The sequence below is a fragment of the Bacillus sp. SRL337 genome, from assembly GCF_984799155.1.
The window spans coordinates 1,693,702-1,713,850 of sequence record NZ_OZ481793.1; the positions used below are offsets into that span (position 1 = coordinate 1,693,702).

Below are 20,149 nucleotides of genomic sequence, written 5' to 3' on the forward strand. Positions count from 1 at the left end.
ATGCAATTGTCAGCAAGAGATTTATCCGTATTATTCAGCGTCATCCTTATCGTCGCCATGCTAATCATTCCTTTTCCGCCTTGGCTGTTAAGTGTACTGATCATCATCAATATTTCATTGGCTTTGCTTGTTCTTCTTACATCCATGAATATGAATGAACCCCTGCAATTTGCCATCTTCCCATCCCTGCTATTGTTATTGACTTTATTCAGGCTTGGCCTTAATGTGTCAACAACCCGTTCCATCCTCAGTAATGGAGAAGCAGGAGATGTTGTGGAAACATTTGGTACCTTTGTCGTTGGCGGAAATATTTTAGTAGGTCTAGTTGTTTTTATCATTTTAATCATTATCCAATTTGTTGTCATAACGAAGGGGTCGGAACGTGTGTCCGAGGTTGCTGCACGATTTACCCTTGATGCAATGCCGGGTAAACAGATGAGCATAGATGCAGACCTTAATGCCGGGATCATTTCCGAACATGAAGCCAGGGACCGCAGAGAAAAAGTAAGCCGTGAAGCCGATTTTTATGGGGCGATGGACGGTGCATCGAAATTCGTTAAAGGAGATGCGATTGCCGGTATCATCATTGTGTTGATGAACTTGATTTTCGGTATCATCATCGGGATGACTCAGCAGGGACTCCCTATTGCCGAAGCGGCAACCAGGTATTCATTATTGACAGTGGGCGATGGTATCGTCAGCCAAATCCCTGCTTTGCTGATCTCGACAGCTACAGGTATTGTCGTCACTCGAGCGGCATCCGACGGAAATCTTGGGAAAGATATTATTGATCAGCTATTGGCATTTCCGCCAATGCTGTATGTGGCGGGAGGAACGATCTTCCTTCTAGGCTTATTTACTCCAATCAATGATATCCTGACCATTCCTGTAGCTGCAGCTCTTGGAATCGGGGGCTTCATGCTTTCACGGGCACCTCAAGAAGATGAAGAAGACCTGATTGAAATGGAAGAAGAGAGAGAGCAGGATGAGATGAAAAGTCCAGAGAGTGTCGTCAATCTGCTTAACGTGGATCCGATCGAATTTGAATTTGGTTACGGACTGATTCCTTTAGCCGATGCCAATCAAGGCGGGGACCTTCTTGACAGGGTCGTCATGATACGAAGACAGTTGGCGATTGAACTTGGGTTAGTCATTCCAGTGGTACGAATCAGGGATAATATCCAGCTGCAGCCGAACGAATACAGGCTGAAAATCAAAGGAAATGAGATGGCGAGAGGGGAACTGCTTCTTGATCATTACCTGGCAATGAGCCCGGGAGTTGAAGATGAGTCTATTGAGGGAATCGATACTATAGAACCTTCGTTCGGACTGCCGGCTAAATGGATAGGTGAAGATATGAAGGAACAAGCGGAGATTTTCGGGTATACCGTTGTGGATCCTCCTTCTGTCGTTTCAACTCATATAACCGAAATCATTAAAAATAATGCACACGAACTGCTTGGAAGACAGGAAACAAAGCAGCTTATCGATCACCTTCAAGAATCTTATCCAATCCTGGTAGAAGAAGTTACACCAAATCCATTGTCTGTCGGAGAAGTTCAAAAAGTGCTGGCCAAACTTCTAAGAGAAAATGTATCCATTCGAAACCTGCCTATCATTTTTGAAACACTTGCTGACTATGGCAAGATGAGTACAGATACCGATTTATTGGCTGAATATGTACGTCAGGCTCTGGCAAGGCAGATCACTTCTCAATATGTAGACCAAGGGGGCACTTTGAAGGTGATCACTTTATCTGGAAGAGTGGAAAAAATGATTGCCGACTCTGTTCAGCAGACAGAGCATGGAAATTATTTGTCCATGGATCCGAATGATTCCCAGAGAATCCTAGAGGCCCTAGCTTCACAGGTGGAGCAGCTTTCCCTAATGGAGGAATCTCCTGTGATTTTGTGTTCACCTGCTGTAAGAATGTATCTCCGCCAATTGATTGACCGGTATTTCCCTCAAGTACCGACACTTTCTTATAACGAATTAGAAGCAAATGTTGAAGTCCAAAGTTTAGGGTTGGTGAATATTGAATGAAAGTAAAAAAATATACAGCACCTACCATGCCGGAAGCCATGAAGAAGATTCGTGCGGAACTAGGTGAAAGTGCAGTCATATTGAACTCTAAAATAATCTATTCAGGGGGATTCCTCGGATTATTCAAACAGAAGAACATTGAAGTTATTGCTGCCATTGACCCGAATCCATTAAAAAATTCAAAAGAGAAACGAATCCCCGCATATCAGCCGGGGACCCAAGCCCCAGCGGCTGTTGTTCCACCTGTAATGGAAAAACACGCTGATGCAAATGAAGAAAACCATACCACTCAGTTTAAAAAAGAAATCACTGAATTAAGGTCCATTGTCCAGCAGTTGAAAACCAATAAAGGTTATGAATATTATCCAAAAAATATTCAAAGGTTCTTGTTGGAACTGAAAGAACAAGAGGTAGATGAGGACTATATAATCGAAACAGCTGAGCATTTGGTGAACACCCTTGAAAACAATGATTCATTATCCACTGAAGAGTTGAAAACTGCTGTTTCAAACTTTATGAACGAAAAACTTGGGGCCTTCTCTTTTGGAGGAATCAGTTATACGAAGAAATATGTAAATGTAATAGGTCCCACCGGCGTTGGAAAGACAACTACGCTTGCAAAAATGGCCTCTGAAGCGGTCTTGGAAAAACGAAAAAAAATCGCATTCATTACTACGGACACATATAGAATAGCTGCAATCGAACAGTTGAAAACATATGCCCAGCTGTTGAATGTTCCTTTGGAAGTTGTATACAAACTGGCTGATTTTCAAAAGGCGATAGAGAAATTCAATGATTATGATGTCGTTTTTATCGATACAGCAGGGCGCAATTTCAGGGAAGAGAAATATGTACAAGATCTTGAAAAGGTGATTGATTTCAAAAATGATATGGAAACCTTCCTTGTATTAGCAATGACTGCTAAAGAAAAAGATCTAAATGAGATCATAACTAATTTTTCTGCATTGCCAATAGAGAAATTCATCTTTTCAAAAGTAGACGAAACCTCCAGCTACGGAACGATGTACAATATTTTAAGGAATGAAGAAAAAGGTGCCGCCTACATTACTTTAGGTCAGAGTGTACCCGAAGATATATCAGAAGCATCTCCAAAAGGGATTGTGGATCTAGTGATGGATGGTATAGAGACATGAACGATCAAGCACAAGGCTTACGGTTAAAGATTCTCGAAGCGCAGTCCAGGAGTGCAAAGACAATAGCAGTCGTCAGCGGAAAAGGTGGAGTAGGCAAGTCCAATTTTGCTGTGAATTTTTCCCTGGCATTGCAGAAGAAGGGCAATAAAGTCCTATTGTTTGATTTGGATATCGGAATGGGCAACATTCACATCATCCTTGGCAGACAGCCGGACAAGACGATCACCGATTTTATGGACATCCCCGATACACTGATAGAAGATATTGTCTTTACGGATGAAGAAGGGACTTCTTATATAAGTGCAGGCAATGGGCTTCAGAATATCGTTGAATGGGACGATACTGATATTGAAAGGTTTCTGAGCGCCCTTTCACTACTTGTCCATTCGTATGATTATATTATCTTTGATATGGGAGCGGGAGCAGCACGTCACACACTGGAAATCCTGATGTCGGTCGATGATATTTTCGTCGTGACCACCCCTGAACCTACAGCAGTGACAGATGCCTACTCCATGATGAAATATATCTATATGAAAGATTATGAAAAGGATTTTTATCTGATTTGCAATAGAGCTGAAAATGAAGCAGAGGGGTCCGATACATTAAAACGGCTGAAACAGGCAATGGGTAAATTTTTGAATAAAGAAGTGTTTCTTTTCGGCGTCCTTCCCGAGGATGCTTCAGTCAGGAAAGCTGTAACCCTGCAAGTCCCATTGCTGCTTTCATTCCCTCAATCTGCTATAGCAACATCATTGAACCGTGTACTGGATCAATACCTTGCCGGTAACACAACTTATACACCTGCAAAGAAAAAAGGATTCGTTTCAAACTTGAAAAGGATTCTGTTCAGGAGGAACGGCAGATGAATCGTAAAAGAGTCCTGGTGGTGGATGATTCAGCATTCATGAGAAAGCTTATAACAGATTTTCTCTCGAGCTCACCGCTTTTGGAAGTAGTGGGTACTGCCAGGAATGGCAAAGATGCCTTGGATAAGATAGAAAAGTATCGTCCAGATGTGCTGACTATGGATGTAGAAATGCCTGAAATGAATGGGATAGAAGCTTTAAAAGTCATCATGGAAAAACAGCCACTTCCGGTAGTGATGCTTTCCTCTACAACAAAGGAAGGCGCCGAGAACACAATTACGGCAATGAACAACGGTGCTGTAGATTTTGTCCCGAAGCCGTCAGGAGCCATTTCATTAGACTTACATAAAGTCAAAGAAGAGTTGATTGCCAAGGTGCTGAATGCCAGTAGTGTCTCATTAATGCGGCTTAAGAAGACAAATTCGGCAGCCCGGATCATTCCCGGCCACCCTGCCCCTATCAAAAAAAACGGTGAAGACAATAGGGGTCCGTGGAATCTACACCAAAATAAAATTATTTGTATAGGCACCTCTACAGGAGGGCCAAGAGCGCTTCAGCAAGTCGTGACTGCCATCCCTGCAAATGTTCAAGCGCCAATCCTAATTGTCCAGCATATGCCCCCGGGGTTTACAAAGTCACTAGCTAATCGGCTTGATTCACTTTCCTGCATTTCTGTAAAGGAAGCAGAGGATGGAGAAGTGCTTAAGAAGGGAACCGCGTATATCGCACCAGGAGGATTCCACCTTAAAGTGAAGGAAAAGGGGACCGGTTTAGTGGCAGTCATCGATAACATTGAACCGCCACGGAGCGGACATCGTCCGGCAGTGGATGTCATGTTCGAATCCATCAGTGAACTATCCAAGTATGAAAAAGTCGCTGTCATCATGACAGGCATGGGCACAGATGGATCAAAAGGCCTGGTGGAATTAAAGGAAAAAGGCAAGGTCAAGGCAATTGCCGAGGCAGAAGACTCCTGCATCGTATATGGCATGCCGAAAGCTGCGATATCTACCAATCTGGTAGATGATATTGAATCTGTAGAAAATATTGCTGGCTGTATTATGAAGTATTTGCCTAGAGAGGTGTGAAACTCATGGAAATGAATCAGTATTTAGAAGTATTTATCGAGGAAAGTAAAGAACATTTGCAAACCTGTAACGTACAATTGCTTGAACTTGAGAAAAATCCTGAGGATCTGACAATCGTTAACGAAATTTTCAGATCTGCCCATACGCTGAAGGGGATGGCTGCGACAATGGGCTATGAAGACCTGGCAAGCTTGACGCATCAGATGGAAAATGTACTGGATGCAATCAGAAACAGTAAGATCCAAGTATCTTCACTTATTCTTGATGTGGTGTTCATGGCAGTGGACGACCTTGAAGCAATGGTCATGTCGATTGCTGAGGGCGGGGATGGAAAACGAAATGTTTCAGAGATTGTTCAAAAGCTTTCGCTTATAGAAAAGGGAGAGTCGATAGACAGCATAAAAGCTCAGGACGAGGCGGCTGCTGCAGTACTTTCCCCGGTTGCTCCCGAGTCCAGGTCTGTTGAGTATGATCAATTTGAACAAACGGTCATTGAACAATCAAAAGAGCAAGGATTTAATTGTTATGAGGTTTCCGTTTCTTTAAGAGAAGACTGCCTTTTAAAAGCCGCAAGAGTCTTTATGGTTTTTGAAGTTTTGGAAAAGTGCGGAGAAGTCATTAAATCCGTGCCAACGGTAGAAATCTTAGAAGAAGAGAACTTTGATCAAGCTTTCCTTGTCAGCATTATAACGAAAGAAACCCCTGAAGACATGAAGAAAAAGGTGATGAAAGTTTCAGAGGTACATAGTGTGGAGGTCAGTCTTGTAAACGTGGATAATGATGAAGGAAAGAGTTCTCAAAGTGATGATCAGTCTTCTTCAAACGAACCTTCTCCACAAACAGCAAAGCTCGAATCACAATTAAAGACTCCGTCAAACACAGCTGCCAAAAAAGAGGAAAAGAAAGAAACGGTTCCCTCTAAACAAGCGGGTGCAGGTAATAAGACGATCCGGGTGAACATTGAGCGGCTTGATATATTAATGAATCTATTTGAAGAACTTGTTATTGACAGAGGAAGACTTGAACAAATTTCCAAGGAACTAAATCATCCTGAATTAAATGAAACAGTGGAAAGAATGTCCAGAATATCCGGAGACTTGCAAAATATCATACTCAATATGCGAATGGTACCGGTAGAAACAGTGTTTAACAGATTCCCGCGCATGATCAGGCAGCTTGCAAGAGATCTGAATAAAAAAATCGAGTTGCAAATCGTCGGTGCAGAAACAGAGCTTGACCGGACAGTGATCGATGAAATTGGCGATCCGCTTGTTCACTTATTAAGGAATGCCATTGACCATGGAATCGAAACCCCGGAAGTCCGAAGTCAGAATGGAAAGTCTGAAGAAGGCACCGTGACGCTGAAAGCTTATCACAGCGGCAATCACGTCTTCATAGAAATCTCCGATGACGGCGGCGGAATCAGCAGGGAGAAAGTCCTGCAAAAAGCAATTTCCCAAGGGGTTGTCACAGAAGACACTGCTTCTGCTTTATCTGACCGTCAGGTGTATGAATTGATACTTGCATCTGGATTCTCAACAGCAGAAACAATTTCTGATATATCCGGAAGGGGAGTAGGCCTGGATGTTGTAAAAGCAACCATAGAATCACTTGGCGGCTCAATCACAATCGATTCAATCTTGGGAGAAGGAAGCACGTTCTCCATCCAGCTTCCACTCACATTATCCATTATCTCGGTCATGCTCGTTGAAGTGAAACAGGAAAAATATGCTGTCCCGTTGTCCTCCATCATTGAAACAGCCATCATCAAAAAAGAGGATATATTGAATGCACACAATCAAAGAGTGATCGATTTCAGAGGGAAGGTTGTCCCGCTCCTATTCCTCGAAGATGTATTTGAAATCCCTAAGCAAGAGGGAGATGACTTCTACTCGGTAGTCATTGTACGAAAAGGAGACAGGATGGCCGGTCTAGTTGTGGATTCATTCATTGGCCAGCAAGAAGTGGTCTTGAAATCACTTGGAAATTATCTTACAAATGTATTTGCAATCTCCGGAGCTACAATCCTTGGTGACGGACAGGTAGCTTTAATTGTTGATTGCAATGCATTGATCAAATAATGGGAGGCGAAGGGCATGAGTGAAATGGCAACAGCTGCTTCAGACATAAAAGTAATTGTTTTTCAATTAATGGAAAAAGAGTATGCAATTCCTGTCAGTCAGGTGCATTCCATTGAAAAAGTCGAACATATAACCCGCGTTCCTAAAGCTGCTCCTTTTGTTAAAGGGGTCATCAACCTGCGCGGGGTTGTAACACCTGTCATTGATTTGCGCAGCAGGTTTTCACTTCCCCAAGAGGCACATTCAGAAGAAACAAGAGTCATCATTGCCGGGGTCAATGATATGGAAGTCGGCCTGGTCGTGGATGCAGCCAATGATGTCCTCGATATTCCTGCTGAAGCAATAGAATCCCAGCCCGAAGTAGTTGGGAGTGTGGAGGCTGACTATATCAGCGGTGTCGCCAAACTTGAAAAGAGACTGCTTGTTCTCTTGAATCTGGAAGAAGTCCTGAACTAACAGCTTGACTTGCTGATCAGCAAGTCAAGCTGCCAGTGGCCGGATCAGCTTCCGGCCTTCCTTAGGAATCTGTAAATTTATCAAACTGGGGTATTTAAATTATGGGATTTGAACAAAAGGTTACCAGCCTTCATCTGGATATACTGAAAGAAATAGGGAATATCGGTGCAGGACATGCTGCAACAGCCCTTTCAACCCTATTGAATAAGAAAATCGATATGAAAGTGCCACAGGTCAGGGTCGTTTCATTTGATGAGATGATGGAAATGGCAGGAGGACCTGAAAACGTAGTGGTCAGTGTGTTTCTGCGCATTGAAGGGGATGCGCCGGGAAGTATGTTCTTTGTCCTTCCATTATCCCAAGGGTCCCGCTTCATCCATCAGATGACAGGCGAACTAGAATTTTCTTTTGAGAAACCGCCATTCTCAGAACTTGGATTATCAGCCATGCAGGAACTGGGGAACATACTCTCAGGCTCTTATCTTTCTTCCTTAAGTGATTTCACAAACTTGAATCTTTATCCCTCCGTTCCAGCCTTATCAGTGGATATGGCAGGGGCGGTCATAAGCTTCGGACTTTTGGAATTATCACAAATCAGCGACATGGCTATTGTAATAGATACTGCCCTTAAAGAAGATGATATAGCAGAATCGGAAAGTGTTAAGGGGCATTTCTTCCTGCTTCCGGATCCCGAATCATTTGAAACCATCTTTAAATCATTGGGTGTTGAATCGTGAGCCTTATTCAAGAGGTAGTCAAAGTAGGCATTGCGGATATGAAAATCGTTAAAGGCTCTCAATCGATCAGAACTTCAGGGCTTGGTTCCTGTGTAGGGGTAGTCATTTATGATGAGGCTGTCAGGCTTGCCGGGATGGTCCATGTTATGCTGCCTGAGTCCAGCCTCGCAAAAGGCAATGACTTTAAAATGGCCAAGTTCGCAGACACTGGAATTCGTGAGTTAGTAAGACTGTTGAGTCTCCAGGGAGGCCGGATCACTCGTTTGAAAGCCAAAATTGCTGGCGGGGCTCAAATGTTCCAGTTCACTTCCGGCAGTGATTTAATGAGGATCGGCCCCAGGAATACGGAAGCAGTGAAACAAGAGCTTACGAGTTTAGGTATTCCGTTAGTAGCCGAAGATACCGGCGGAAATAATGGAAGGACAATTGAGTTTAACTTGGATAGTTCTCTCTTAAATGTTCGGACTGTCAATTTGGGTGTCAAAAACATCTGATGACAGAGTGACTTCAGCAAACAGAAATGAACTAAATCGATTACACCTGAAACAATACAGCCAATCTAATAATCGGGAGGAGGAGTATCATGTCTCAGCCCTCTGCAGCAGATGAGCAAAAATACTGGGATCTGTGGAAGTCTTCCAAAGATGCCCATGCTGGAGATATGCTAGTCAAAAAATATTTGCCGCTTGTTTCATACCATGTTCAAAGAATTTCAGTGGGGCTGCCCAAGAATGTGTCCCGAGAAGATTTAAAAAGCCTCGGCCTTATGGGCCTGCTGGATGCACTTGAGAAATTCGATCCTTCAAGGGATCTGAAATTCGATACCTACGCATCCTTCAGGGTCAGGGGTTCCATTATTGACGGCCTAAGAAAGGAAGATTGGCTTCCGCGCTCCACAAGGGAAAGAGCAAAGAAGATTGAAGCGAAAATTGAGTCAATGGAACAAGAATTTCTCCGTCATGTAACACCTGAGGAAATTGCTCAGGAAATGCAGATGGAGGAAGGAGAAGTATTTCAAACCATGAATGAATACTTTCTGGCCAATGTCCTATCAATAGACGAACAAGTTTCGGATGAAGACAGCGATGGGAGTCATTCTTTTTCGATAAAAGACGATCAAACGATCATGCCTGAAGCTGAGCTGCTAAAAAATGAAAATATCATGGAGTTGACAGATACTATCCGTTCTTTATCTGAAAAGGAGCAAATGGTGCTCAGCCTGTTCTACTACGAAGAATTGACACTCACTGAGATTGGGGAAGTTATGAATTTATCGACCTCCCGTATTTCACAAATTCATTCCAAAGCTATTTTCAAACTTCGGAATCTACTTTCTTGAATGTCCCCGGACCGGGAAATTCAGATCTGATCTGAATCAATATACTACTGAAAAAAGGAATCATGGTGAGCAGATGCAAACATTTTTAATTCTTATATCTTTTATCCTGAATATTATCGCTCTTTTGGCGATTGTTCTCCTATATACCAGGCAAAACCGGCTGCTGGAAGTTGAGAAACGACAGGAAAAAGCTGTCAGTGAAATGGAGGACCTTATTTCGTCTTACCTTTTTGAAATGAAAGAGGAAAATGACCGGTTCATCCAGCAGTTCAAAGCAGTTAAGGAAGTGAAATCCGAAAGCAGTCAAGAAAAGGTCAACAAAATCAAACACGCTGCAGAGAAAGTCTTGCAACCGGAGAGAGACTCCCCTGAAAAGGATAAGGATCTTTACAACAGCCACTCATACAGGCGCCAAAATGCAGTCAAGGCGTATACACCAAAGAATGCGAACGAAATGAGTTCCGAATACGGTGAAAATACACCTGCATCTGAAACCCTTGATAAAGATCCGTTTATTCACCAAATTCAAATTCTTCAAGGTAAAGGGTATACGATTGAGGAAATTGCAAGAGAATTGGGCAAGGGTGTGACGGAAATCGAGCTTTTATTAAAGTTTCGACAAAGTCAAAAATAAATTTCTTGATTGCTGTAATTGATTGTGCTATATTAGTTAACGGTGTGATTACACACGCTTATAGGATTCCGGCGGAAGGTGCTTTAAAGAAGTTTCTGCCTGGAGATGATCATGAGCGGAGGAAAACAAAAACCAATTAGGAGGAAACACACATGTCAGTAATTTCTATGAAACAATTGCTTGAAGCTGGTGTTCATTTCGGTCACCAGACTCGCCGTTGGAACCCAAAAATGAAGAAGTATATCTTCACTGAGCGTAACGGCATCTATATCATTGACCTTCAAAAAACAGTCAAGAAGGTTGAAGAAGCTTACAACTTCGTTAAGGAACTGGCTGGCAACGGCGGAAAAGTCCTTTTCGTAGGTACTAAAAAACAAGCACAGGAATCTGTTAAAGAAGAAGCAGAACGTGCAGGCATGTACTTCATTAACCAACGCTGGTTAGGTGGTACACTGACTAACTTCGAAACAATCCAAAAGCGTATTTCCCGTCTTAAACAAATCGAAAAGATGGAAGAAGATGGAACTTTTGAGGTTCTTCCGAAGAAAGAAGTAGTACAACTTAAAAAAGAACATGAACGTCTAGTTAAATTCCTGGGCGGAATTAAAGATATGCAAGAACTTCCTGATGCACTATTCATCATCGATCCTCGTAAAGAGCGTATCGCTGTAGCGGAAGCCCGCAAACTGAACATCCCTATCGTTGGTATCGTTGATACAAACTGTGACCCGGATGAAATTGATGTTGTTATCCCTGCAAATGATGATGCAATCCGTGCGGTTAAACTTCTTACTTCAAAAATGGCTGATGCTATCCTTGAAGCTAAGCAAGGTGAAGAAGCGGCTGTTCCTGCTGCTGAGTAATCAAAAGCATTAAAAGACCGGCTTATATGGAAGACAGATAATCTGCACCTTACTTAGGCAGAAACTGCTGTGGATCATACGTGGTACGGTTGATCTGAAAAAGGTGATGAGTGGATAACCCTTATCACCTTTTTTTGAAAATAAAAAGTACAAGCATTTTAAGGTTTACATATCATACCTAAAGGAGGAATATCATTATGGCAATTACTGCGCAAATGGTAAAAGAACTTCGTGAAAAAACTGGCGCTGGAATGATGGATTGTAAAAAAGCTTTACAAGAAACTGATGGCGACATGGACAAAGCAATTGATTTTCTTCGTGAAAAAGGTATTGCAAAGGCAGCTAAAAAGGCTGACCGCATTGCAGCAGAAGGTACTACGTACATTCAAAGCGAAGGGAACACTGCAATTATCCTTGAAGTAAACGCTGAAACAGATTTCGTAGCAAAAAACGAAAACTTCCAAACAGTGGTTAAAGACCTTTCTCATCACTTGCTGACAAACAAGCCGGCAACTGTTGAAGAAGCACTTGATCAAAAAATGGAAAATGGAAGCACAGTAGGTGAATTCATCAATTCTGCTATCGCTAAAATTGGTGAAAAAATCACTCTTCGCCGTTTTGAAATCCGTACTAAAACAGATAATGATGCATTCGGGGAATACCTGCACATGGGTGGAAGAATCGGTGTATTAACAGTTGTTGAAGGTACTACAGATGCTGGTGCTGCTAAAGATGTCGCAATGCATGCTGCTGCACTGAATCCAAAATATGTATCCCGCGACCAGGTTTCTGAAGAAGAAGTTGAGCGTGAGCGCGAAGTTCTGACTCAGCAAGCTCTTAATGAAGGAAAGCCTGAAAATATTGTGGCTAAAATGGTTGAAGGACGCCTTGGCAAATTCTTTGAAGATGTATGTATCCTTGATCAGCCATTCGTTAAGAATCCTGACCAGAAAGTCCGTCAATTCCTTGAGTCTAAAGGTGCGACTTTAACAGACTTCATTCGTTATGAAGTTGGAGAAGGTATTGAAAAGCGCCAGGAAAACTTCGCTGATGAAGTTATGAGCCAAGTGAATAAGAAGTAACCCACAGGGTCTGCTTTGTTGTAAAAAAAGGGAACACACTGTGTGTTCCCTCTTTTTCAAAGCCTTGAAGGCTTCAGATAAAAAAATAACTACATATGGAGGTTCAAATGAGCGTTCCAAAGTATAAAAGAGTAGTATTAAAATTAAGCGGAGAAGCGCTTGCCGGTGAGCAAGGGTTCGGTTTAAGCCCTGCAATTATCAAGAGTGTTGCAGAAGATGTAAAAGAGATTGCAGAACTGAACGTGGAAGTTGCTGTAGTTGTGGGCGGCGGAAATATCTGGCGTGGAAAAGTCGGCAGTGAAATGGGAATGGACCGTGCCTCTGCAGATTATATGGGAATGCTTGCTACCGTTATGAATTCCCTTGCGCTTCAGGACAGTCTTGAACAACTCGGTGTTGAAACCAGAGTTCAGACATCCATTGACATGCGCCAGGTTGCTGAACCTTATATCCGTCGAAGAGCCATTCGCCACCTTGAGAAAAAACGGGTTGTCATTTTCGCAGCTGGAACCGGTAATCCGTACTTTTCGACTGACACAACTGCTGCCTTAAGAGCAGCGGAAATTGAAGCTGAAGTTATTCTCATGGCTAAGAACAATGTGGATGGCGTTTACACGGCTGATCCGAAGATGGATGCAAACGCTGTGAAATATGATGAACTTTCATACCTGGAAGTTATTAAAGAAGGTCTGGCTGTCATGGATTCCACTGCGTCATCACTATGTATGGATAATGATATTCCGCTTATCGTCTTCTCGATTGCAGAAGATGGAAACATTAAACGCGCTGTTATGGGTGAATCTATCGGAACAATTGTTAGGGGGAAAGTATAATGCCAAGTCAAATTATGTCCAGCACAAAAGAACGAATGACAAAAGCTATCCAAACGTTTACAAGAGAATTAGCTTCTATCCGTGCGGGAAGAGCTAATGCTTCTTTGTTAGACAAAATAACTGTTGACTATTATGGAGCTCCGACTCCAGTAAACCAATTAGCTGGTATCTCTGTACCTGAAGCAAGGATGCTGGTCATCCAGCCTTACGATAAATCAGCTTTGGGTGATATTGAAAAAGCGATCATGAAGTCGGATCTGGGTATCACACCTACTAATGATGGAAACATCCTGCGTATCGTGATTCCTCAGCTGACAGAAGAACGCCGTAAGGACCTGGTGAAGCTTGTAAAGAAAGAAGCAGAAGATGCTAAGGTTGCAATCCGTAATATCCGCCGCGACGGAAATGATGATCTGAAAAAATTAGAAAAGAACGGCGAAATCACTGAAGATGATCTTCGCGGATACTCTGATGACGTCCAGAAGATGACGGATGAACATATTACGCAGATTGATTCCATTGCAAAAGATAAAGAAAAAGAAATCTTGGAAGTCTGAGTCCATTTATCACTTAAAAACCCTCTGTTCAGGGGGTTTTTTTCATCTAATGAAATACTTTTTCCTGCCTGTGGAATTTCGCGGTCACTTTAAGGAAATGAGGAGCAGGATGATCAGGCTATTAAAGATCTTTAATTGAATACATAACTCCTTAGGAACAGAGTATTTCCTGTTTTTTAAAGATAAATATACATATTTTTGATATGATAGTAGGGAAAAAGTATTTTGAGTCAATTTCATAGTTGTTTGGATTGGTGAATCAGGTCATGCTAAGGGATAGACCTGGAAAAAACATCATGAAAGTGGAATTGATACTATTGTTTTCTGGAGGATAACTATGTTAAATAAAATGAAATTATGGAAAAGTCAAAAGGATAAGGCTGGGTTTGACGAAAAATTTCATGAAGTGTTAAAACACCGAATCCCTAATCATATCGCAATTATAATGGACGGTAATGGCAGGTGGGCGAAGAAGCGGGCTCTTCCAAGAATCGCCGGCCACCATGAAGGCATGAAAGTGGTCCGTAAAATCACCAGAATGGCAAATTCCCTTGGTGTAAAGACACTGACTTTATATGCGTTCTCTACAGAGAACTGGAAAAGGCCCAAAATGGAAGTCGACTACCTGATGAAGCTGCCCGAAGAATTTCTGGGCACATTTTTACCTGAGCTGATTGAGGAAAACGTCAAGGTGACCATGATGGGCTATGAAGATAAACTGCCTGCACATACAGCAAACGCAATCAAAAAAGCAATGAAAGAAACAGAACAAAATGACGGCTTGATTTTGAACTTTGCGTTGAACTATGGAAGCCGTTTTGAAATCATTGAAGCTGTCAAAGATGTCTTAAATGATGTCAGCAATGGTATAATAGATAAAAATCAATTAAACGAAGAAACCTTCTCAAATTACTTAATGACTAAGAATCTTTCCGATCCGGATTTGTTGATCCGGACAAGCGGCGAAATCCGGTTGAGCAATTTTATGCTATGGCAGCTTGCTTATACAGAATTTTGGTTTACACCCGTGCTTTGGCCGGATTTCCAGGAGGAACATCTGCTTGAAGCAATTGAAACCTACCAGGGAAGATCAAGAAGGTACGGCGGTATACAAAGTGAGGAATTAGAATGAAACAAAGAATACTTACGGCTGTAATAGCGGCGGCGGTTTTCCTGCCAATCGTCATGTTTGGGGGAACGCCATTTCTCCTATTGACCTATTTAATTGCCACAATAGGGCTATATGAAGCATTAAAAATGAGGAACCTGAAAATTATTTCGATTCCAGGCTTCATTTCTATTGCACTTTTATGGATTTTTTTACTTCCCGATCAATATATTGATGTTATAGAGGACCTCGGTTACAGCAAAATTGAGCTAGCTCTGTTAGCAGTACTCCTGTTTTTGACTTATACCGTCGCTGCTAAGAATCGCTTTTCATTCGATGATGCAGCTTTTGCTATCCTTGCGACTCTATATGTGGGAATAGGATTTTATTATTTTATCGAGACAAGGAATGCCGATGCAGGAATCCAATTCGTCTTTTATTCCCTCTTTTTGATATGGGCAACGGATTCAGGGGCTTATTTTATCGGACGGGCTTATGGAAAGAAGAAGCTTTGGCCAGATATCAGCCCAAACAAAACGATTGAAGGATCCATTGGCGGAGTACTATGTGCAGTGATTGTCGCCATCATATTTACACTTGTTTCAGACTTGGGTGTTTCACTTCCTAAGCTTTTAATCGTTTCAGCTGTATTATCTGTGTTTGGCCAAATAGGCGATTTAGTGGAATCGGCCTTAAAACGCCATTATAATGTAAAGGATTCAGGTCAACTTCTGCCAGGCCATGGCGGCATTCTTGACCGTTTCGACAGTCTGTTGTTTGTATTGCCCCTTCTTCATTTTTTAAATGTGATATAGATTTATGTTGAGGGACACCGGAACAGAAAAAAATGTGTTTTTATGCAGGGGTGAAATTTTTGAAGAAAATCAGTTTGATGGGTGCAACCGGATCAATCGGTTTACAGACATTGGATGTCATCAGGGAAAATAAAGGAGAGTTTATCCTTACAGCGATTTCCGCAGGGAGAAACATCGCCGAAACAAAAAAGATCATCAATGAATTTACTCCCCGGTTGGTTTCTGTGCAATTGAAGGAAGATGCACTTTCATTGGAAAACGAAGTGCCGCCGGGAACCAAAGTGCTATGGGGAGAAGAAGGGCTTCTCGAAGTTGCCTGCCATCAGGATGCAGATGTATTGGTCAATGCCGTCCTTGGCAGCGTCGGTTTATATCCGACTCTCCAAGCAATAGAGGCGGGCAAAACGATAGCAATCGCTAACAAGGAAACTCTTGTGACTGCGGGGCACATCGTCATGGCTGCAGCTAAGAAAAACGGGGTTCAGCTCTTGCCGGTGGACAGTGAACATTCAGCAATCTTCCAATGTCTCCAGGGAGAAAGCCAAAAAAATATTGAATCCCTAATCATCACTGCTTCCGGAGGCAGTTTCAGGGATCGAACCAGGTCACAGCTGGAAGGCGTCACGGTGGATGAGGCCCTGAACCATCCCAACTGGTCCATGGGTGCCAAGATTACGATCGATTCAGCCACCATGATGAATAAAGGGCTGGAAGTCATTGAGGCACATTGGTTATTCGGAATTCCCTTTGAAAATATAAAGGTATTGTTGCATAGAGAAAGTATCATTCATTCCATGGTTGAGTTTCATGACAGTTCTGTAATTGCGCAGCTTGGTACACCTGATATGAGGGTGCCGATCCAATATGCCCTTACTTATCCCAATCGTTTTGAAAGACCTCAGGCCGGCAGATTGAATCTTGCGGAAATCGGGAAACTCCACTTTGAAGACATGGATTATGAGCGATTCCGCTGCCTGAAATATTCATTTGCTGCCGGCAAGGAAGGCGGCTCCATGCCTGCTGTCCTGAATGCTGCAAATGAGGCAGCAGTCGCAAGGTTTCTGAATGGAGAAATCTCGTTCCTGCAAATTGAGACCCTTATTGAAAAAGCGCTGGATAAACATCAGGTGATTAAGCAGCCTGATTTGAAGACCATTATGGACATTGACTCTGAAACGCGTAAGTACATCAACACGATTCAGCCTTGATATAACCGAATTTTTTTACTGGTCCAGACGCCTTTAAGTATAACGCTGATAAGCTCTGGATCTATACATCATTTACAAAGGTGGTTTTCTATTTGCAGACAGTGATAGCCTTTATTGTCATTTTTGGCGCACTTGTTTTCTTTCATGAATTGGGGCATTTGATTTTTGCCAAGAGGGCAGGGATTATGTGCCGGGAATTTGCAATCGGATTTGGTCCGAAAGTTTTTTCTTTTAAAAAATCAGAAACAACCTACACAATCCGACTTCTTCCTCTTGGGGGATTCGTCCGTATGGCGGGTGAAGATCCGGAAATGATTGATATTAAGCCGGGGCACCGGGTGGGCTTGGTCCTGAATGAAGGTGAAACGATTCAAAAAATCATCCTTAATAATAAGGACAGATACCCAAGCCTCCGAGTAGTGGAAGTAGAAGAATGTGATCTTGAGCATAAACTCTTTGTACGCGGTTATGAGGATGGGGAGGAAGAATTAAAGACATTTCCAATCAGCAGGGATGCGGTCATTATCGAAGACGGTGCGGAAACACAGGTTGCTCCCTGGGACCGTCAGTTTGCCTCGAAAACATTAGGGAAAAGAGCGATGGCTATTTTTGCCGGACCGCTTTTCAACTTTATCCTTGCGTTCGTTATTTTTTTACTGGTTGGTTTACTTCAAGGAGTTCCTGTCAATGAACCGCTTCTTGGAAAGCTCACTGATGATGGTGCAGCCAGGGAATCCGGTTTACAGCAAGGTGATGAAGTGTTGAGCATTGATGGAAACGAAATCTCAACATGGGAAGATATCGTTACAATCATCCAAAAGCATCCTGGTGATCAATTGCTCTTTACCGTCGATCGCAACGGAAGTACAGAGGAACTTTCTGTCACACCTAAGCCTCAGGTGATTGAGGATCAGGAAATCGGGATTATCGGGGTTCATAGTCCAGTTGAGAAGTCTCCGATGAAAGTGATTGGCAATGGTTTTGAGCAAACATATGAATGGACCAAATTGATATTTGTCATGCTGGGCAAACTCGTTACTGGACAATTCTCGATTGATGCACTCTCTGGGCCAGTCGGCATCTATCAATCGACAGATATTGTAGCGCAGTCGGGTATTTATTACCTGATGAGGTGGGGAGCTATTCTAAGCATTAACTTAGGAATAATGAATCTCCTCCCTATACCTGCTTTAGACGGGGGAAGGTTGATGTTCTTTGCAGTGGAAGCGGTCAGAGGAAAGCCGATCGACCGCCAGAAGGAAGGCATGGTCCATTTCATTGGTTTTGCTCTCCTGATGGTATTGATGCTGGTAGTAACCTGGAATGACATCCAAAGGTTCTTCCTGTAAGATACGTAAATGCAAGAAAAAGAGAATGAACCTGTTCGTTCTCTTTTCTTTTGCGGGACTAATGGAATCACGCACATGAGTACGTATAATGAGTCGTAAAATTTAAATAATGTTTGAGGTGGTAGAATATGAAACAAAGTATGACGTTAATTCCAACTTTAAGGGAAACTCCGGCAGATGCCGAAGTCAAAAGTCACCAACAGTTATTGCGGGCAGGATTTATCAGGCAGAATGCAAGCGGAATTTACAGCTTTCTTCCTCTTGGGCGCAAAGTACTCCAAAAGGTTGAAGAAATAATCCGGGAAGAAATAGTCAATGCAGGTGGTGTTGAACTATTGATGCCTGCATTGCAGCAAGCAGAATTATGGCAGGAATCGGGAAGATGGAGTACATACGGTCCAGAGCTGATGCGGATGGAAGATAGACATAAACGTAATTTTGCCTTGGGGGCCACTCATGAAGAGGTCATCACTTCCCTTGTTCGTGACGAGATTAAATCTTACAAAAAATTACCACTGACCTTGTTTCAAATCCAGACTAAATTCCGTGATGAGAAGCGGCCGCGTTTTGGGCTTCTGAGGGGGCGTGAGTTCATCATGAAAGATGCATACTCCTTCCATGCTTCTTATGAAAGCCTTGATGATGCTTATGAAAAGATTTTTGGGGCATACCAGAATATATTCCGACGATGTGGATTGAATTTTAGAGCGGTTATCGCGGACTCCGGAGCCATGGGTGGTAAAGATACCCATGAATTCATGGTCCTTTCAGATATCGGGGAAGACACGATTGCTTACTCGGATACTTCACAGTATGCAGCCAACATTGAGATGGCGCCAGTAGTGTCAAAGTATGAAGTATCAACAGAAGAAGAAAAAGACATGGTTAAAGTTGAAACTCCAGATCAAAAAACCATTGAAGATGTCAGCATCCATTTAGGGACAGGAAAAGAAAAATGCATCAAGTCCCTCCTGTTTAAAGCAGATGATGAATTTGTGCTTGTCATTGTCCGAGGTGACCACGAAGTGAATGACATTAAAGTCAAAAACCTTCTTGATGCATCTGTTGTTGAACTGGCGACTGCTGAAGAAACGAAGGAAGTACTGAATGCACCAGTCGGTTCTATTGGACCGGTTAACAGTAAAGCAGATGTAAAAATTCTTGCAGATCAAGCTGTGAAATACCTCAAGAATGCAGTATGTGGTGCAAATGACGAAGGCTTCCATTTTACCAATGTTAACTATGAAAGAGATTTTAAAGTAGATCAATTTGCAGATTTGCGTTTCATCCAGGAAGGTGATGCATCTCCTGATGGTGAGGGAACCATTCAATTTGCCAAAGGAATTGAGGTTGGCCACGTCTTTAAATTGGGGACAAGGTACAGTGATGCCATGGGTGCGCAATACTTGGATGAAAACGGCAGGGCTCAATCCATGATCATGGGCTGTTATGGGATCGGGGTTTCGCGGACCCTTGCTGCTGTAGCAGAACAGTACAGCGATGAAAACGGATTGCAATGGCCATCAAGTTTAACTCCTTATGATCTGCACATCATTCCTGTCAACATCAAAAATGATGAGCAAAGGGAGTTAGCAGAACAACTTTATGCTGAATTGAAGGAGCATCGATTCGACGTCCTGTTTGATGACCGCCAGGAACGCCCGGGCGTTAAATTTACTGATTCTGACCTGATTGGATTGCCTTTCAGAATCACCGTCGGAAAGAAGGCCGCGGAAGGTGTCGTTGAAGTGAAAGTCAGAAAAACCGGCGAGGTCCTGGAAGTCCATAAGGATGAACTAGCTGCCAAACTGCAGGAATTATTTCGCAATCAATAATGAAGGATTTTATGATAAGATAGTAAGTAATTCGTAGAATTCCTGAATACAACAGGGTCTGATCATTCGGTCAGCCCCTTTGTTCTGTATAAAGCGGA

19 protein-coding genes are annotated in these 20,149 nt (G+C 42.6%); all 19 read left to right on the top strand.

The genetic code is table 11. The features are described 5' to 3' along the window. Positions 1-6: 6 nt before the first annotated feature. The 19 genes from flhA (at position 7) to AC4E8A_RS08380 (ending at position 20,051) form a co-directional block, all read left to right on the top strand. The gene (gene flhA / locus AC4E8A_RS08290; RefSeq protein ID WP_490197926.1) at positions 7-2,043 is read left to right on the top strand and encodes a flagellar biosynthesis protein FlhA; all 2,037 of its coding nucleotides are present in this window, start codon (positions 7-9) and stop codon (positions 2,041-2,043) included. Further along, the gene (gene flhF / locus AC4E8A_RS08295; protein ID WP_490197928.1) at positions 2,040-3,197 is read left to right on the top strand and encodes a flagellar biosynthesis GTPase FlhF; all 1,158 of its coding nucleotides are present in this window, start codon (positions 2,040-2,042) and stop codon (positions 3,195-3,197) included. Before flhA ends, flhF begins: the two co-directional genes overlap by 4 nt. Continuing rightward, positions 3,194-4,066, top strand: coding sequence for a MinD/ParA family protein (locus AC4E8A_RS08300; RefSeq protein WP_490197930.1), 873 nt, complete (start codon positions 3,194-3,196; stop codon positions 4,064-4,066). Before flhF ends, AC4E8A_RS08300 begins: the two co-directional genes overlap by 4 nt. Then, a complete protein-coding gene (locus tag AC4E8A_RS08305) occupies positions 4,063-5,154 on the top strand; it encodes a protein-glutamate methylesterase/protein-glutamine glutaminase (RefSeq protein ID WP_490197932.1) in 1,092 nt (363 codons plus the stop codon). Before AC4E8A_RS08300 ends, AC4E8A_RS08305 begins: the two co-directional genes overlap by 4 nt. 5 nt (positions 5,155-5,159) lie before the next feature. Beyond that, on the top strand, positions 5,160-7,235 hold the full coding sequence (locus AC4E8A_RS08310; protein WP_490197934.1) for a chemotaxis protein CheW: 2,076 nt from the start codon (positions 5,160-5,162) through the stop codon (positions 7,233-7,235). A gap of 15 nt (positions 7,236-7,250) precedes the next feature. Next, a complete protein-coding gene (locus AC4E8A_RS08315) occupies positions 7,251-7,691 on the top strand; it encodes a chemotaxis protein CheW (protein WP_490197935.1) in 441 nt (146 codons plus the stop codon). Positions 7,692-7,792: 101 nt separating this feature from the next. Next, the gene (locus tag AC4E8A_RS08320) at positions 7,793-8,428 is read left to right on the top strand and encodes a chemotaxis protein CheC (RefSeq protein ID WP_490197937.1); all 636 of its coding nucleotides are present in this window, start codon (positions 7,793-7,795) and stop codon (positions 8,426-8,428) included. 38 nt (positions 8,429-8,466) lie between these two features. Then, positions 8,467-8,922 carry a chemotaxis protein CheD gene (locus tag AC4E8A_RS08325; RefSeq protein WP_490198805.1) on the top strand — a complete coding sequence of 152 codons (456 nt, stop codon included), beginning with the start codon at positions 8,467-8,469 and terminating at the stop codon, positions 8,920-8,922. Positions 8,923-9,011: 89 nt separating this feature from the next. Continuing rightward, positions 9,012-9,767: a FliA/WhiG family RNA polymerase sigma factor gene (locus AC4E8A_RS08330; protein ID WP_490197938.1), complete on the top strand. Its 756-nt coding sequence runs from the start codon at positions 9,012-9,014 to the stop codon at positions 9,765-9,767. 73 nt (positions 9,768-9,840) lie between these two features. After that, on the top strand, positions 9,841-10,401 hold the full coding sequence (locus AC4E8A_RS08335) for a hypothetical protein (RefSeq protein ID WP_490197939.1): 561 nt from the start codon (positions 9,841-9,843) through the stop codon (positions 10,399-10,401). Between the two features lie 152 nt (positions 10,402-10,553). Continuing rightward, a complete protein-coding gene (gene rpsB, locus AC4E8A_RS08340) occupies positions 10,554-11,264 on the top strand; it encodes a 30S ribosomal protein S2 (protein WP_119545982.1) in 711 nt (236 codons plus the stop codon). Positions 11,265-11,461: 197 nt separating this feature from the next. Then, on the top strand, positions 11,462-12,346 hold the full coding sequence (tsf, locus tag AC4E8A_RS08345) for a translation elongation factor Ts (RefSeq protein WP_490197940.1): 885 nt from the start codon (positions 11,462-11,464) through the stop codon (positions 12,344-12,346). A 107-nt stretch (positions 12,347-12,453) separates the two neighbouring features. Next, positions 12,454-13,179, top strand: a complete 726-nt coding sequence (pyrH, locus tag AC4E8A_RS08350; protein ID WP_490197941.1) for a UMP kinase — start codon at positions 12,454-12,456, stop codon at positions 13,177-13,179. Continuing rightward, positions 13,179-13,736 carry a ribosome recycling factor gene (gene frr / locus AC4E8A_RS08355; protein WP_490197942.1) on the top strand — a complete coding sequence of 186 codons (558 nt, stop codon included), beginning with the start codon at positions 13,179-13,181 and terminating at the stop codon, positions 13,734-13,736. The genes pyrH and frr overlap by 1 nt, the downstream gene beginning before the upstream one ends. Before the next feature lie 337 nt (positions 13,737-14,073). Next, on the top strand, positions 14,074-14,868 hold the full coding sequence (gene uppS / locus AC4E8A_RS08360) for an undecaprenyl pyrophosphate synthase (protein ID WP_490197943.1): 795 nt from the start codon (positions 14,074-14,076) through the stop codon (positions 14,866-14,868). Beyond that, positions 14,865-15,659, top strand: a complete 795-nt coding sequence (locus AC4E8A_RS08365; RefSeq protein WP_490197944.1) for a phosphatidate cytidylyltransferase — start codon at positions 14,865-14,867, stop codon at positions 15,657-15,659. The genes uppS and AC4E8A_RS08365 overlap by 4 nt, the downstream gene beginning before the upstream one ends. Before the next feature lie 59 nt (positions 15,660-15,718). Continuing rightward, positions 15,719-16,867 carry a 1-deoxy-D-xylulose-5-phosphate reductoisomerase gene (locus AC4E8A_RS08370; RefSeq protein WP_490197945.1) on the top strand — a complete coding sequence of 383 codons (1,149 nt, stop codon included), beginning with the start codon at positions 15,719-15,721 and terminating at the stop codon, positions 16,865-16,867. 92 nt (positions 16,868-16,959) lie between these two features. Then, entirely contained in the window at positions 16,960-18,216 is a 1,257-nt protein-coding gene (gene rseP, locus AC4E8A_RS08375) for an RIP metalloprotease RseP (protein WP_490197946.1), read from the top strand. A 128-nt stretch (positions 18,217-18,344) separates the two neighbouring features. Beyond that, a complete protein-coding gene (locus AC4E8A_RS08380; protein ID WP_490197947.1) occupies positions 18,345-20,051 on the top strand; it encodes a proline--tRNA ligase in 1,707 nt (568 codons plus the stop codon). Positions 20,052-20,149 lie beyond the last annotated feature (98 nt).

Coding starts and splice junctions, on each gene's coding strand:
- rpsB (WP_119545982.1), top strand. CDS start 10,554: ATGTCAGTAATTTCTATGAAACAATTGCTTGAAGCTGGTGTTCATTTC.
- pyrH (WP_490197941.1), top strand. CDS start 12,454: ATGAGCGTTCCAAAGTATAAAAGAGTAGTATTAAAATTAAGCGGAGAA.
- AC4E8A_RS08300 (WP_490197930.1), top strand. CDS start 3,194: ATGAACGATCAAGCACAAGGCTTACGGTTAAAGATTCTCGAAGCGCAG.
- AC4E8A_RS08305 (WP_490197932.1), top strand. CDS start 4,063: ATGAATCGTAAAAGAGTCCTGGTGGTGGATGATTCAGCATTCATGAGA.
- uppS (WP_490197943.1), top strand. CDS start 14,074: ATGTTAAATAAAATGAAATTATGGAAAAGTCAAAAGGATAAGGCTGGG.
- AC4E8A_RS08315 (WP_490197935.1), top strand. CDS start 7,251: ATGAGTGAAATGGCAACAGCTGCTTCAGACATAAAAGTAATTGTTTTT.
- AC4E8A_RS08365 (WP_490197944.1), top strand. CDS start 14,865: ATGAAACAAAGAATACTTACGGCTGTAATAGCGGCGGCGGTTTTCCTG.
- flhF (WP_490197928.1), top strand. CDS start 2,040: ATGAAAGTAAAAAAATATACAGCACCTACCATGCCGGAAGCCATGAAG.
- AC4E8A_RS08320 (WP_490197937.1), top strand. CDS start 7,793: ATGGGATTTGAACAAAAGGTTACCAGCCTTCATCTGGATATACTGAAA.
- tsf (WP_490197940.1), top strand. CDS start 11,462: ATGGCAATTACTGCGCAAATGGTAAAAGAACTTCGTGAAAAAACTGGC.
- AC4E8A_RS08380 (WP_490197947.1), top strand. CDS start 18,345: ATGAAACAAAGTATGACGTTAATTCCAACTTTAAGGGAAACTCCGGCA.
- AC4E8A_RS08330 (WP_490197938.1), top strand. CDS start 9,012: ATGTCTCAGCCCTCTGCAGCAGATGAGCAAAAATACTGGGATCTGTGG.
- AC4E8A_RS08325 (WP_490198805.1), top strand. CDS start 8,467: ATGAAAATCGTTAAAGGCTCTCAATCGATCAGAACTTCAGGGCTTGGT.
- AC4E8A_RS08335 (WP_490197939.1), top strand. CDS start 9,841: ATGCAAACATTTTTAATTCTTATATCTTTTATCCTGAATATTATCGCT.
- AC4E8A_RS08310 (WP_490197934.1), top strand. CDS start 5,160: ATGGAAATGAATCAGTATTTAGAAGTATTTATCGAGGAAAGTAAAGAA.
- frr (WP_490197942.1), top strand. CDS start 13,179: ATGCCAAGTCAAATTATGTCCAGCACAAAAGAACGAATGACAAAAGCT.